This is a genomic window from Pseudomonas arvensis (assembly GCF_056688935.1).
Genome location: NZ_CP162038.1, coordinates 4577098 through 4591365, shown reverse-complemented (window position 1 = coordinate 4591365; position 14268 = coordinate 4577098). Strand labels below are relative to the sequence as shown.

Annotated in this window: 15 protein-coding genes and 1 pseudogene; 10 read left to right on the top strand and 6 right to left on the bottom strand. The window is 59.1% G+C overall.

Going from position 1 to position 14268, the window contains the following annotated elements; all coding sequences use genetic code 11:
* Nucleotides 1-63 precede the first annotated feature (63 nt).
* The 6 genes from rraA to AB3G88_RS20575 all read left to right on the top strand — a co-directional run bounded on the left by rraA (nt 64) and on the right by AB3G88_RS20575 (nt 4500).
* Complete coding sequence (rraA, locus tag AB3G88_RS20600) at nt 64-555, top strand: ribonuclease E activity regulator RraA (protein WP_017527456.1); 492 nt, start codon at nt 64-66, stop codon at nt 553-555.
* 24 nt (nt 556-579) lie between these two features.
* Nucleotides 580-1575: a divalent cation transporter CmaX gene (locus AB3G88_RS20595; protein ID WP_480451411.1), complete on the top strand. Its 996-nt coding sequence runs from the start codon at nt 580-582 to the stop codon at nt 1573-1575.
* Nucleotides 1576-1661: 86 nt separating this feature from the next.
* Nucleotides 1662-1907: a hypothetical protein gene (locus tag AB3G88_RS20590; protein WP_025854229.1), complete on the top strand. Its 246-nt coding sequence runs from the start codon at nt 1662-1664 to the stop codon at nt 1905-1907.
* 2 nt (nt 1908-1909) lie between these two features.
* Entirely contained in the window at nt 1910-2734 is an 825-nt protein-coding gene (locus AB3G88_RS20585; protein ID WP_003175519.1) for a mechanosensitive ion channel family protein, read from the top strand.
* Nucleotides 2735-2821: 87 nt separating this feature from the next.
* Nucleotides 2822-3412 (top strand): RNA polymerase sigma factor SigX, encoded by a 591-nt coding sequence (sigX, locus tag AB3G88_RS20580; RefSeq protein ID WP_099582702.1) that lies wholly within the window; start codon nt 2822-2824, stop codon nt 3410-3412.
* Between the two features lie 107 nt (nt 3413-3519).
* Nucleotides 3520-4500: an OmpA family protein gene (locus AB3G88_RS20575; RefSeq protein ID WP_003175517.1), complete on the top strand. Its 981-nt coding sequence runs from the start codon at nt 3520-3522 to the stop codon at nt 4498-4500.
* A gap of 57 nt (nt 4501-4557) precedes the next feature.
* Here AB3G88_RS20575 and cobA read toward each other — a convergent pair whose 3' ends face one another.
* The 5 genes from cobA to AB3G88_RS20550 all read right to left on the bottom strand — a co-directional run bounded on the left by cobA (nt 4558) and on the right by AB3G88_RS20550 (nt 10249).
* Nucleotides 4558-5301 (bottom strand): uroporphyrinogen-III C-methyltransferase, encoded by a 744-nt coding sequence (gene cobA / locus AB3G88_RS20570; protein WP_480451408.1) that lies wholly within the window; start codon nt 5299-5301, stop codon nt 4558-4560.
* Nucleotides 5302-5327: 26 nt separating this feature from the next.
* Nucleotides 5328-6998, bottom strand: a complete 1671-nt coding sequence (locus AB3G88_RS20565; protein ID WP_250926263.1) for a bifunctional protein-serine/threonine kinase/phosphatase — start codon at nt 6996-6998, stop codon at nt 5328-5330.
* Nucleotides 6998-8209, bottom strand: coding sequence for a nitrate/nitrite transporter (locus AB3G88_RS20560; RefSeq protein WP_480451405.1), 1212 nt, complete (start codon nt 8207-8209; stop codon nt 6998-7000). Before AB3G88_RS20560 ends, AB3G88_RS20565 begins: the two co-directional genes overlap by 1 nt.
* A 224-nt stretch (nt 8210-8433) precedes the next feature.
* Complete coding sequence (locus AB3G88_RS20555; protein WP_099582698.1) at nt 8434-9009, bottom strand: ANTAR domain-containing response regulator; 576 nt, start codon at nt 9007-9009, stop codon at nt 8434-8436.
* Nucleotides 9010-9022: 13 nt separating this feature from the next.
* Entirely contained in the window at nt 9023-10249 is a 1227-nt protein-coding gene (locus tag AB3G88_RS20550; protein ID WP_099582697.1) for a CmpA/NrtA family ABC transporter substrate-binding protein, read from the bottom strand.
* A gap of 273 nt (nt 10250-10522) precedes the next feature.
* Between AB3G88_RS20550 and sctC the strand changes: the two genes are divergently transcribed.
* The 4 genes and pseudogenes from sctC to AB3G88_RS20530 all read left to right on the top strand — a co-directional run.
* On the top strand, nt 10523-11950 hold the full coding sequence (gene sctC, locus AB3G88_RS20545; RefSeq protein WP_480454463.1) for a type III secretion system outer membrane ring subunit SctC: 1428 nt from the start codon (nt 10523-10525) through the stop codon (nt 11948-11950).
* Nucleotides 11951-11965: 15 nt separating this feature from the next.
* Complete coding sequence (locus AB3G88_RS20540) at nt 11966-12187, top strand: FliM/FliN family flagellar motor switch protein (protein ID WP_099582696.1); 222 nt, start codon at nt 11966-11968, stop codon at nt 12185-12187.
* Between the two features lie 155 nt (nt 12188-12342).
* Nucleotides 12343-12741 (top strand): winged helix-turn-helix domain-containing protein, encoded by a 399-nt coding sequence (locus AB3G88_RS20535; protein ID WP_191947649.1) that lies wholly within the window; start codon nt 12343-12345, stop codon nt 12739-12741.
* Nucleotides 12734-12928 (top strand): annotated as a pseudogene (locus AB3G88_RS20530) (transglycosylase SLT domain-containing protein); the annotation flags it as partial. The gene AB3G88_RS20535 and the pseudogene AB3G88_RS20530, both read left to right, overlap by 8 nt.
* A gap of 50 nt (nt 12929-12978) precedes the next feature.
* Here the strand turns inward: AB3G88_RS20530 and AB3G88_RS20525 are convergent.
* Nucleotides 12979-14238, bottom strand: a complete 1260-nt coding sequence (locus tag AB3G88_RS20525; RefSeq protein ID WP_015372597.1) for an IS256 family transposase — start codon at nt 14236-14238, stop codon at nt 12979-12981.
* Nucleotides 14239-14268: the final 30 nt, after the last annotated feature.

The following is a 14268-nucleotide window of genomic DNA, read 5'->3' as shown; positions in this document are numbered from 1 at the left end:
TCCCCGTCCGCTCCGACCGATACTTCTTTGAAAGACACTTCTTTGGCAGAAAGGAATTTTTCGATGAACCATTACGTGACCCCCGACCTGTGCGACGCCTACCCGGAACTGGTGCAGGTGGTCGAGCCGATGTTCAGTAATTTCGGCGGCAGAGATTCCTTCGGTGGCGAGATCGTCACCATCAAGTGCTTCGAAGACAACTCGTTGGTCAAGGAGCAAGCCGACCAGCCGGGCGCCGGCAAGGTGCTGGTGGTCGACGGGGGCGGTTCCCTGCGGCGTGCGTTGTTGGGCGACATGATTGCCGAAAAAGCCGCGAAAAACGGCTGGGAAGGGCTGGTGATCTACGGTTGCATCCGTGATGTCGATGTCATAGCGCAGACCGATCTTGGCGTGCAGGCCCTGGCCAGCCATCCAATGAAGACCGACAAGCGCGGTATCGGTGACCTGAACGTGGTGGTCACGTTTGCCGGCGTGACCTTCCGTCCGGGTGAGTACATCTATGCGGACAATAATGGCGTGATCGTGTCGCCAAGTCCGTTGAAAATGCCTGAATAAACCGCAATAAACGACGGGGTGAGGATGTTCGAGGAAGAAAACGCGCAGTGGGGCCTGGTGCATGCTCTGGTGCTGGACGGTAAAGGCGGTGCGCGTTCGATTGCCCGGACTGAGCTCGATGACTTGCAACTGCAGCCCCAGGAAAGCCTGTGGCTGCATTGGGATCGCAGCCACCCGCAAACGCAGACCTGGCTGCGTAAATCCAGTGGCCTGAGCGAGTTCGCCTGTGACCTGCTGCTGGAGGAGAACACCCGCCCGCGCCTGTTGCCGTTGCCGGAAGCCGAGCTGCTGCTGTTCCTGCGTGGGATTAACCTCAACCCCGGTGCGGAGCCGGAAGACATGGTTTCGGTGCGTATCTTCGCCGCCGCCAGCCGTGTGATTTCACTGCGTCTTCGCCCGTTGCGGGCGACCGATGAACTGCTGGTGCAACTGGCAGAGGGCAAAGGGCCGAAAACCGCGTCCGAACTCATCCTTTATATGGCGCAGTACCTGACCAATAAGGTGCAGGATCTGGTCACGGACCTGTCTGAAATCGTGGATACCGAGGAAGAAAAACTCGATACCGACGAACGGTACACTCCGGAGCACGGCAGCGTGTTGCAGATCCGCCGGCGAGCGGCCGGGCTCAAGCGATTCCTGGCACCGCAGCGGGACATCTTTGCCCAACTGACGCGGATCAAATTGCCGTGGTTCTGCGACGACGATGCCGACTACTGGAACGAATTGAATAACAGCCTGACCCGCTATCTGGAAGAGCTCGAATTGACCCGCGAGCGCGTGGGGCTGGTGCTGGAGGCCGAAGACAGGCGCTTGAGCGTGCGCATGAACCGCACCATGTACCGCTTCGGGATCATCACCGGGATCTTCCTGCCGATGAGCTTTTTGACCGGGTTGCTGGGTATAAATGTGGGCGGTATACCGTTCTCTGAGAGCCCTTACGGATTCATGGTGGCGTGCCTGTTAATGGTGTCTGTAGCGCTCGGACAATGGTGGCTATTTCGACGATTACGCTGGGTTTGAGCTGAATATCAGCTGAACGTAGGAAGGGTCCTATGTGACCCCAGGAATTTTACCCTCGTCTTTTAAATCACTTGCGAGAGGTCTCTATGCACGATCCGTTCGAACAGTCTTTACGTGACATGCTCAATGCCTCGCCGTCCAACCGTGACGACGATGCCTGCCTGGGCCGCGTGTTGAAAACCGCTAACCGCCAGGTGGGCGCGGGTGACCTGTTCGGTCTGCTCGGCCGCTGGGTGCCGGCCTTGATGATGGCCCTGAACAACGGTTCGGCCCACGTATCGCCGGTTTCTCGTCGTAAACCTCTTGCTCGCACTGCTGATAAGGCTGATTGAATATGGAACTTGATCTCTGGACCCAGAGCCTGGTCACCGCGATGACCGCATTGTGGACCAAGGTGGCGAATTTCATTCCCAACCTGTTTGGTGCGCTGGTCCTGGTATTGCTGGGTTTTGTCGTCGCCAAATTGCTCGACACCCTGTTGTCCAAATTGCTTGCAAAACTCGGCCTCGACCGCCTGATGGCAGGTACAGGCCTGACCAAGCTGCTGGGACGCGCCGGGCTGCAGGTGCCGATTTCCACGTTGATCGGCAAGATCGTTTATTGGTTCGTTTTGCTGATTTTTCTGGTTTCTGCGGCTCAATCCCTTGGACTTGAGCGAGTTTCAGCTACGCTCGACATGCTGGCGCTGTATTTGCCGAAGGTTTTCGGCGGTGCGCTGGTGCTGCTGGTAGGTGTTCTGCTGGCGCAACTGGCCAATGGGCTGGTGCGCGGCGCTGCCGAAGGCGTGGGGCTGGACTATGCTGCTGGCCTGGGGCGGATCGCTCAGGGGCTGGTGATCATCATCAGTATTTCGGTCGCGATCAGCCAGTTGGAGGTCAAGACTGACCTGCTCAACCATGTGATCGTGATCGTTTTGATTACCGTTGGTCTGGCCGTTGCGCTGGCCATGGGCTTGGGAAGCCGGGAAATTGCCGGCCAGATTCTTGCGGGAATCTATGTGCGTGAGCTGTATCAGGTAGGGCAACAGGTGCGTGTAGGCGAGGTCGAAGGGCAAATCGAAGAGATCGGCACAGTCAAGACGACAGTGCTGACCGATGACGGTGACCTGGTGTCGTTGTCCAATCGGATTCTCCTTGAGCAGCAGGTCAGTAGCCGCTAACCCGGTAAACCCTGCTAATGTACGCCGCCGCAAACCCGGCTGACCGGGCTGTAGCGGACATTGACCTGACTGTCGGCACGACTTGTTTTGAATAAAGCCCAAACGCTGTCCACGCGCTACGACCCCCGTGAGCTCTCTGATGAGGAGTTGGTCGCGCGCTCGCACACGGAGCTGTTTCACGTAACTCGCGCGTACGAAGAATTGATGCGCAGGTATCAACGCACTCTGTTCAACGTTTGTTCAAGGTATTTAGGGAACGATAGAGATGCGGACGATGTCTGTCAGGAAGTGATGCTGAAGGTGCTGTACGGCCTGAAGAACTTCGAGGGCAAATCGAAGTTCAAGACATGGCTGTACAGCATCACCTACAACGAGTGCATCACGCAGTATCGGAAGGAACGGCGAAAGCGTCGCTTGATGGACGCTTTGAGTCTGGACCCCCTTGAGGAGGCGACCGAAGAGAAGGCGCCGGCACCCGAGGAGAAGGGCGGACTCGATCGCTGGCTGGTGTATGTGAACCCGATTGACCGGGAAATTCTGGTGCTACGTTTCGTCGCAGAGCTCGAATTTCAGGAAATCGCTGACATCATGCACATGGGTTTGAGTGCTACAAAAATGCGTTACAAACGTGCTCTAGATAAATTACGTGAGAAATTTGCGGGCGAGACTGAAACTTAGTGCGTGGCAAATATCTCTTACGTGTAGGCAAGTTCTGTTAGACTTGTCGCCGAGTTGTCCCCCGGTTTGTGGGACTGCTTTACAATCACCAGATGGGGATTTAACGGATGAAACTGAAAAACACCTTGGGCTTGGCCATTGGTTCTCTTATTGCCGCAACTTCTTTCGGCGTTCTGGCACAAGGCCAAGGCGCAGTTGAAGGCGAGCTGTTCTACAAGAAGCAGTACAACGATAGCGTCAAGCACATCGAAGACGGCTTCAATCCTGGCGCTCGCATCGGTTACTTCCTGACCGACGACCTGTCCTTGAACCTGTCCTACGACAAAACCAACCACACCCGTTCGAACGACGGTACTGGTAACCAGAAGATCAAAGGCGATACCGGCAGCCTGGTTGCCCAGTATCACTTCGGTCAAGCTGGCGTTGACAGCCTGCGTCCATACGTAGAAGGCGGTTTCGGCCACCAGAGCCGTACCAACGTTCAAGCTGACGGCCACAGCGGTCGCGACCAGACTACCTTCGCTACCGTTGGTACTGGCGTGAAGTACTACTTCACCAACAACCTGTACGCTCGTGCCGGTGTTGAAGCTGACTACGGTCTGGACAACGGCAAGTGGGACTACTCCGCACTGGTCGGCCTGGGCGTAAACTTCGGCGGTAACGCTGGCGCAGCTGCTCCAGCTCCTACCCCAGCACCAGCTCCAGAGCCAACTCCAGAGCCAGAAGCTCCAGTTGCTCAGGTTGTTCGTGTTGAGCTGGACGTTAAGTTCGACTTCGACAAGGCCGTTGTTAAGCCTAACAGCTACGGCGACGTGAAAAACCTGGCCGACTTCATGGCTCAGTACCCAGCTACCAACGTAGAAGTTGCTGGTCACACTGACTCCGTAGGTCCAGACGCTTACAACCAGAAGCTGTCCCAGCGTCGTGCTGACGCTGTTAAGCAAGTCCTGGTTAAAGACGGCGTTGCTCCTAGCCGTGTAACTGCTGTTGGTTACGGCGAATCCCGCCCAGTTGCTGACAACGCAACTGAAGCAGGTCGTGCTGTTAACCGTCGCGTAGAAGCGTCGGTTGAAGCTCAAGCTCAGTAATTACTGAGTAGAAAAAAGCCCGGCTCAGGCCGGGCTTTTTTTCGCCTGGAATTTGCCTCAGGCACTGGCCTGTGCTGCAAAGTGAGCAGCCTGCTCCGTGGCGGCAACGCTGCCGATCACCAGGATTGCCGGGCTCTTCAACGCGAAGGCGTGGGCATCCTCGTGCATCCGCGACAGCTCGCTACGGCATTCGCGCTGCTGGGGCAGTGATGCATTTTCGATCATCGCCACCGGCATATCCGCTGCCATCCCACCTTCGAGCAATTGCTGGCGAATCTCCTCCAGCTTGGCCACCCCCATATACACCACCAATGTCGTGCCACCTTCAGCCAGCGCGCGCCAATTGAGCCGGCTGTCGTCCTGAGTGTGCGCCGTGACCAGGGTCACACCTCGGCTGACACCGCGTAACGTCAGAGGAATCGCGCAGTTCGTCGCTCCCGCCAACCCTGCGGTGATCCCATTGACCAATTCCACCTCGACGCCGCGCTCGCGCAACCATATGGCCTCTTCGCCACCCCGTCCGAAAATGCACGGGTCGCCGCCTTTGAGCCGAACTACGCATTTTCCTTGGCGGGCATAACGCAGCATCAGGCGGTGGATAAAGTCCTGTGGTGTAGAACGGCAGCCGCCGCGTTTGCCCACGGTAATCATGCGAGCCCCGGCACAGTGCTCCAGCACGGCCGGGTTGACCAGATCATCGATCAACACCACATCGGCTTCGTTCATGGCTCGTACGGCCTTGAGGGTCAGCAACTCCGGGTCGCCGGGGCCTGCGCCCACCAGCCAGACTTTTGCGTTCATGTGTTTTCCCTCGCGTTGAGACTGCGTCAGCTGTGAAAGAGTGAGTAGAGGAGCACCAGATTGAGCAACATCGACAGCAGCGCCAGGGTTCGCCAGACCTTCAACGGCTCTCGCTCCAGCAACGGCCGGGGGCGAATGTTCAATTCCTGGCGATCCGCCTCCTCCAATACCCGCAACCACTCTTCGGCGGTTTCGTAGCGTTGCGCGGGTTGAGCGGCCACGGCCCGTTCCAGGCTCAGCGGTAGCCAGTCCGGCAGGTCGGGGCGATAACGGCTGGCGCTGACCGCCTGGGTAAACCGGGGCCGTTGGAAGGCTTCGATTTCACCGTAGGGGTAATGCCCGGTCAGCAGGTAATACAAGGTGACGCCTACGCTGTATAAATCCTGCTGGGGCGTAGGACTGTCGCCATTAAACGCTTCGGGCGCGATAAAACTAGGGGTGCCAGGCAGCACATGGGCGCGGTCCTCTGAAAGGCCGGGGCAGTAGGCCAGACCGAAATCCAGCACGCGCAATTCACCGTCATCCCCCAGCAGCAGGTTTTCCGGTTTGATATCGCGGTGCAGAATCTGCCGTCGATGCAGCATGCCCACTGCGCGCAGCAAGCGCTCGGCCACCGCCTGCCATTGCGCCAGAGGCAGCGGGCCTTGCCGCTCAAACAGCTCGGCGAGGGTCTGCCCTGGATATTCACGCATCACGTAGTACAAATGCTGACGCCCGCTGGCCGCATGGACTTCAGGAAACGCCCGACCGGCGACCCGCCGCAAAAACCACTCTTCCGACAGCAATGCCTGGCCGGCGTCGCTGTCATCGTCGCGGCTCAAGGGCAGGGTTTTCAGCAGCCAGGGTTGCTGCTGGGCGTCGCGTACCCGGTACAGCAACGACTGCCTGCTTTGCGCCAGCACGGCGTCCACTTGCCAGCCTTCAAAGTGTTGCCCGGCTTTCAGCGGCGGTGGCAAGGGCCATTGCTGCAACTGCACCAAAGCATCGCCGAGGGTGGCTTCGCCGAGGGTGTCGACACGCACCAACAGCGCGCTGGCATTGTCCTGGCTACCTGCCAGATGCGCGGCGTTGACTAGAGTGTTTACCGCCAGATCCAGGTCACTTTGTTCACGCAGGATTGCGCTGATGCTGTGATCGCCCAGGGTTGCCCACACGCCATCGCTGAGCAGCAGGAAACACTCACCCTCGCGCAATTGACCATCGAGAAAATCCAGCACCAAGTGCTGATCCAGGCCGAGCGCGCGCTTGAGCACATGCTGCATGCCCGGCTGCTCCCACACATGGTCTTCGCTGATGCGCTGCAACTCGCCGTCCAGCCAGCGATACACCCGGCAATCGCCGACATGGGCCAAGGTGAAGCGCTGCCCGCGAAAGACCAGGGCACTGAGGGTGGTCAGCAACGGCTGACCACCGCCATTGGCCTGCAGCCAGCGGTTCTGTGCGAGCAGCAAGCGCTCCAGTGCCTGGGCCACGCCCCAGGTTTGCGGCGTGGCGTAGTAATCCAGGGCCAGGGCCTGCAGGGTCGAGCGGGCGGCCAGGCCACCGTCAGCACACTGGCTCACGCCGTCGGCCATGGCGCACAGGTAGCCTTTGCTCGCCGCCAGTTCCGCGGCGGGGGTCACCACCCGCAGCGCGTCCTGGTTTTCCGCCCGTGGGCCGATGGCGCTGGCGTGGGCGACGCTCAGTTGCAGGCTCATCAGACGCGCGCGGCGGTCACGGCCGCCGAACCCCAGGTGGTCCTCCAGCGGCGCTTGACGCCATGCAGGCCGAACCAGGCCAGCACGCCCAGGCTCGCGAACAACCACAGGGCCAATTGATAGCTTCCGGTGCTCTGCTTGATAGCACCCATGCCCGCCGCCAGGGCGAAACCGCCGATGCCGCCGGCCATGCCGATCAGGCCGGTCATCACGCCGATCTCACGACGAAAACGCTGTGGCACCAACTGGAACACGGCGCCATTTCCCGCGCCCAGACCGAGCATGGTGCAGACGAAAAGAGCCAGTGCCGCGTAGGAGCTGGGCAGGTTGAAGCCGACTGCCGCAATGCAGATGGCAGCGACGCTGTACATGCCGAGCAGCGTGCGAATCCCGCCGAAACGGTCGGCCAGTGCGCCGCCCAGAGGGCGCATCAGGCTGCCACCGAACACGCAGGCGGCGGTGTAGTAGCCGGCGGTCATGGGGCTCAGGCCGTATTGGTCGTTGAAATAGCCGGGCAGGGCGCTGGCCAGGCCGATAAAGCCGCCGAAAGTCACGCTGTAGAAAAACATGAACCACCAGCTGTCGCGGTCGCCCAGGGCCTTGAAGTAATCAGCCATGGACTTGGCTTTTGGCCGCTCAGGGGCATTTTTTGCGAGCCAGGCGAAGACGATCAGGGTCAGGATCAGCGGGATCAGAGCAAAGCCGAACACGTTGCTCCAGCCGAATGCCGCCGCCAGTACCGGGGCCAGCAACGCCGCGAACACCGTGCCCGAATTACCGGCACCGGCAATGCCCATGGCCTTGCCCTGGTGCTCGGCCGGGTACCACTGGGACGCCAGCGGCAATGCCACGGCAAAGGATGCGCCGGCCATGCCGAGGAACAGTCCCAGCAACAAGGCTTGTTCGTAGCTGTGAACGCCTAGTTTCCAAGCGCCGAACAACGCCACGATCACGATCACCTGGCCAATCAGCCCGGCTGTCTTGGGCGACAGTTTGTCGGCCAGCATGCCCATCAAGAAGCGCAACACAGCGCCCGCCAGGATCGGCGTCGCTACCATCAGGCCGCGTTGTTGCGTGGTCAGGTGCAGGTCGGCGGCAATCTGCACTGCCAGCGGGCCCAACAAATACCAGACCATGAAGCTCAGGTTGAAATACAGGAACGCGGCAAACAGGGTCGGGGTGTGCCCGGATTTCCAGAAGCTTGATTTCATCACGCACCTCAACGGTTGGGAGTCTTGTAAGAAGGCCTGGTGATGGAACAGCCAGCTAAGGCCGCCCCACCGGCCCCGTGCTGCGGGGGCCAAAACGAAAAAACGCCGCCACCGGGTTCGCGAGGGCAAACCGGATGTGCGACGTCTTTGTCGTGGAGGGGCAACCGCCGTTGGTTACCTGTGATGATTACTTAGCAAGTCCTGCGCCAACCTTTTATGTGTGTTCAGCCGAGCAACTCACTCATGGCGATAATCTGCTCGGCCACCTGGATCAGTTTCTGCTGGCGGCTCATGGCTTGGCGGCGCATCAGGGTGTAGGCCTCTTCCTCATTGCAGGCTTTCATTTTCATCAACAGACCTTTGGCCAACTCGATACGCTTGCGCTCGGCCAGTTGCTGATCACGCTCGTGAAGCTGGGCGCGCAAGGCCTGGTCGCTTTCAAAGCGGGCCATGGCCACGTCGAGGATCGGTTGCAGGCGCTGGGCCTGTATGCCCTCGACGATGTAGGCACTGACCCCGGACTTGATGGCCTGGCGCATCACATTCGGGTCGTGCTCATCGGTAAACATCACGATCGGCCGGGGCTGGTCGCGGCTGACCAGCACCACTTGCTCCATCACATCGCGGCCCGGTGACTCGGTATCGATCAGAATCACATCTGGGCGCACTGTTTCGACGCGTGCTGGCAGGTCGATGGTCAGTCCGGACTCATCGATCACCTCGAAGCCGGCTTCGATCAGTGCTGTACGCAGGCGCCCGACCTTGCGCGGGGTGTCATTGATCAACAGGATTCGCAGCATAGATGTGCTCCTGTCAGCGCAAGGCTTGGCGGTTGGCGTGGTCGGCGAGGGCATGCAGCCGGAAGCTGTGGGCGTAGCCGACGGGATCCGAGCCGTCCCAGACCTTGCCGTCGATCAACTGGCTGCTGCGCATGTCCTGGCTTTGCGGGGTGATGCCCAAGGCGTCGGCCGCCTGGCGATAGAGCGCCAATTGCTGGACCTGGCGGGCGACGCCTAGATAGTCAGGGTCATCGCGCAGCAGGCCCCAGCGTCGAAACTGGGTCATGAACCACATGCCATCGCAGAGGTACGGCAGGTTCACTTCGCCCCCGGCAAAAAAACGCAGGGCATGGGGGTCCTGCCAGTGGTTGCCCAGGCCGTCATCGTAAGTACCCAGCAGACGGGGTTCGATGCAGTCGAGAGGTGCGTCAAGGTACTCGCGGCCGCTGAGCAATTGCGCGGTGGAACGCCGGTTCTCGGTACTTTCTTCAATAAAACGGCTGGCTTCGAGAATGGCCATGACCAACACACGGGCAGTGTTGGGGTATTGGTCGACGAAGGCCTGGGTACAGCCGAGCACTTTTTCCGGATGGTTCGGCCAGATCGTTTGGGTGGTTGCCAGGGTAAACCCCTGATTTTGCGCGACTGCGCTGGCACTCCACGGCTCTCCGACGCAAAAGCCATCAATCCGCCCGGCTTGCAGGTGCGCGACCATTTGCGGGGGCGGTACCACCACGCTGTCCACATCCTGTAACGGATGAATGCCCTGACTCGCCAGCCAGTAGTACAGCCACATGGCGTGGGTACCTGTGGGAAAGGTCTGGGCGAAGGTCAGTTTTGTTCGGCTTTGGTGCACGTGACGGTCCAGCGCCTCAGGAGTGACCACTCCTTGCTGTTGCAGGCCGTGGGACAGGTTGATGCTTTGACCGTTCTGGTTCAATCCCATCAACACGGCCATGTCGGTGGGCGCAACGCCGCCAATGCCCAGGTGAACGGCATAGATCAGCCCGTACAGACTGTGGGCGGCGTCCAATTCACCACTGACCAGTTTGTCCCGCAGGTTGGCCCACGAAGTTTGGCGCTTGAGGTTGAGTGTCAGGCCGTAGGGTTGTGCGAAGCCCTGGGTGGCGGCCACCACCAGTGAGGCGCAATCGCTCAAAGCCATGAAGCCCAGGTCGAGGCTGCTCTTTTCCGGAGCATCACTGCCGTTGACCCAGGCCCGCGGGTCGTTCGTCGGGCTGCTGCCTACCGAATCGTTCATCAACACCTACCTTTTCTTTCAAAAAAAAGCGTCGTTCCCTCAGATGGCGATGCGAGGCCATTGCGGGTAACGACGCCTTTGTCCGTAAGCCCGTTCCGCCGGTGGAGTGGGCTCTGATACAGAGTGCAAAGCAAGGCACATGCCACGGGCCGACAAGGACGGTCGGCCGTCAACTTTCCATCAAGATTGAAAGTGGGCGCCCTCTCAGTATGGCCGCTTCTCACTGCCGGACCGGCCAGGAAACCCAAGGTGTACGCTGACTTCACCGTAATGATGCCCCGCTTCTGGCTCCTGCTTGCCGCATTGATGCTGGGCGGCAACGGCGCCTGGGGGGATACCTATCAGGCACAGGACGAAAGCCTGCATACCGTCTTTACCGTCTTGTCCGTGCCTTTAGGCCTGCCCATCGTTGTGAGCCGTGACGTAGCGCGGACACGCATCAGTGAACTCATTGATCTCGATACGCCTCAACACGCGCTGGAGACGCTTGCATTGCAATACAGCTTGATCTGGTACAGCGATGGCCAGGTGCTTTATCTCTATGACTCAAGTGAGGAAAAAAGCTCGGCAGTGGCGTTGCGGCATCTCTCCGTTGACAGGTTTCGCAGCCTCATGCGTCGCGCGGGGATTGATGAAACACGCTATCCGTTACGGGTGAGTGGAGCGCGGACGTTTTACGTGTCAGGCCCGCCCAATTATGTCGACCACGTATTGCACCTGGCCCAATTGATGGACCGCGAGCGTGCCGATTTACGCGCAGGTACCCAGGCGTTCGCAGTGGTGCAGGTGCTCAATACGCATGTGGCAGACCGCGAGTACGGCATGGGCAACGAAACGGTCACCGTGCCGGGAATCGCGTCGACGATCAAAACCGTGCTGGCTGCCGAACAGAAGGGGCCGCTGGCAGACAAGAGTCTGGCCGTAATCGCCTACCCGGATACCAACAGCCTGCTGATCAAGGGCAAACCTGCGCAGCTGAGTGTTATCGAGCGACTGGTGGCAGAACTGGATACACCCAAGCGGTCTGTCGAGGTTTCGTTATGGATGGTGGATGTCGATCGTGACGAACTGAAAAAGCTCCACCCTGCCTGGGATAAGGACGCCAAGACTCAGGCCACGCGAATTCTGGCGCCGCTGGACGATAAGCGTCTGATGGCGCAAATCGCCGCTCTGGAACGCCGGCGGCGAGCGAGGGTGACGGCGTTACCGGTGATCCTCACCCAGGAGAACGTGCCGGCGGTGTTTCAGGACAACCACACCTTTTACCTGCCCCATCCCGGAGATGACTCAGCCGACTGGAGGCCTGTGCGTTATGGCGCACAGGTCAGCGTGCTGCCGCGTTTCGCCGAAGCGAACCAGATCGAGATGCTGCTCCACATTGAGGATGGTCGCCAACTGAGCGAAGCAGGGCGGGGCGCAAAACCGGCTGCGGTCGCAAGGGTGGGTATCAGCAGCGTGGTGCGGGTGCCACAGGGCAAGCGCCTGTGGCTGGGCGCGTTTAGCCGCGAGGCGCGCGAGTCGAGCCGTAGCACGGTAGCGTTGGGAGCCGCCAAGGTTCGCCTGTTTGTGATTCAGGCCAGGGCCGTGGACAGCGAGTTGAAGTCGCCGGGATCAGGCCTTGGTGCGCCCCCGTTGACGGCGGCTCAATACGAGCGGGTGCAGCGTGCGTTTGTGCGTCCGGGTCGCGATATCTCTCCGTGAACAAGGTGTTAGCCCATGCATTTGGAAATTCTTCTACAGGAACAACGGGTCAGTCGCAGGCGCCTGGCAGCCTTTGCGCCTGGGAAGGTGCTGCCGTTGGCGCCTGAGGTTATTCACTGTGTGGAATTACGGGTTGATGGCCTGTTGTTCGCCTTGGGTGAACTGGTGCAGTTGGAGGACCGACTAGGGGTAGAACTGCACGAAGTTTACGAGGGGGTGGGAGCCGCTGGCGGGTAGAGAAAAGTCTTACGGGTAGGCCCTGAAAAGTCCTGAATATATGGGCTTTTTCTTACGGTGGAATGTAAGGCAGGTTTTTATAGTTGTGAGATGGGCGCTAGAGCCGGTAGTGGAAATAGGGGCTTCAATGTCAGTAGTCGGATGCCGAGGTAGATATGGCCGTCGTGAGTGATGGGGTGACGGTGACTTCCCAAGTCTTTTCCCAGTGGACCCTGCATGGCGATGGCCGTCTCACCGGCGAGGGCACTGATGTGCAACTGCCGCCCAAGGAGTGGCATGTGTTGCGTTTGCTGCTGGTCTCAGGTGGCGTGCTGATGACCAAGGATCAATTGCTGGAGCTGGCCTGGCCCCAAGGGGAGGTCGCCGAAGAATCGCTGACGCGGTGCATTTATTCGTTGCGCAAGCACTTGGGTGCAGACAAGGGGTTTATCAAGACGATATACGGTCGAGGGTATCGCTTTACCTGCCCGGTGAGGGCTGTGTCGCCAGTTCAAGGTCGCACCGGGCACCAGGAGCATGTGTGTTCGGCCTGTGGTCAAGTCAACCATGGGTAAGGTGTGGAGCGCAGTGCTGTTGCTTGGGGTCTTGATGAGTGGCAATCAGGCCTTGGCCTTTTGCTGGGAGGAAACGGCCCGTCGCTACGATATCGAGCCGGAGTTGCTGCAAGCGATCGCTGCCGTGGAGTCAGGCTATCGACCAGACGCGATGAATAACGCCAACAGTAATGGCACCGAGAGTGTCAGATTTTTTGTGTTCGGGCCGGTTACGGCCTGCCGTCAGGCAGGCCATCTTTACCAGGTCGGCCTGATAAATCGATCTCCGTACAGAATCGCAAATTGATTCATTGCGTTCTTCCAATCATGAGCTGCACTGCCCCAGTTCGCGGTGATATTTCGTAATGCCAGCCAGATTAGTTTTGTCGCGGCCTCATCCGTTGGGAAGTGGCCTCGCGTCTTGATGACCTTGCGCAACTGGGCATTGATACTCTCGATGGCATTGGTTGTGTAGATCACTTTGCGTATCGCCGGGGGAAACACGAAGAACGGGATAACTCGATCCCAAGCACGTTTCCAAGCTGATACGACTGTCGGATATTGCTTACCCCAAGGCCCGGCTTCGAAAGCCAGTAGCGCTTGTTCTGCGGCGTCAGCATTGAGTGCTTGATAGATCGGTTTCAGTGCCTTGGCCAGCTCACGGCGCTTATCCCACGGGGCGTAATCGAGGCTGTTACGGATCAGGTGGACGATGCAGGTCTGCAACGTCGTCTCAGGAAACACAGCACTCAGCGCTTCGGGCATGCCTTTGAGACCGTCAGTTACGGCGATCAAGACGTCTTCGACGCCTCGGGTTTTCAGGTCGTTAAAGACCTTCATCCAAAATTTGGCGCCTTCGGTTGTTTCAATCCAAATGCCCAGAATATCTCGCGTTCCGTCCGGCAATACTCCCAGTGCCAAGTAGATCGCTTTGTTGCGAACCAAGCCTTCGTCGCGAATTTTGACTCGCAATGCATCGAAGAAAATTACCGGGTACATCGGTTCAAGCGGTCGCTGTTGCCAGGCGGTAACCTCCTCCAACACTGCGTCAGTGACGGAGCTGATGAAATCGTGAGAGACGTCTGTTCCGTACTGTTCAGAGAGAAACGCCCGGATTTCGCGAACCGTCATGCCTCGGGCATACATCGCGATAATCTTGTCATCGAAGCCGGTAAAACGCCGTTCGTGTTTGGGGATCAGAATCGGAGCAAAGCTTCCATCACGGTCTCTGGGAATGTCCAAACGCAGCGGACCGTCATCGGTTAGCACCGTTTTTCCGCTCTTGCCGTTGCGCTGGTTACTCGACTCCTCAGGGCGCTCCGCGCCCTGAGGATAGCCAAGGTGGTGGCCCAACTCGGCACCAAGAGCTCGCTCGATCAGCGCCTTTTTGAACGCCATCGAGGCATCCTGAATGGCTTCGGCACTCATCGGGCCGCTGACGAACTGGTCGATCAGCTCTTGGGGAATGGATGGAAGGTCTCGCGGGGCCTCACGGGCCGGTTTCTTTTTGGTCGGCATACATGCACCTCTATCAACATGTTATGCCCG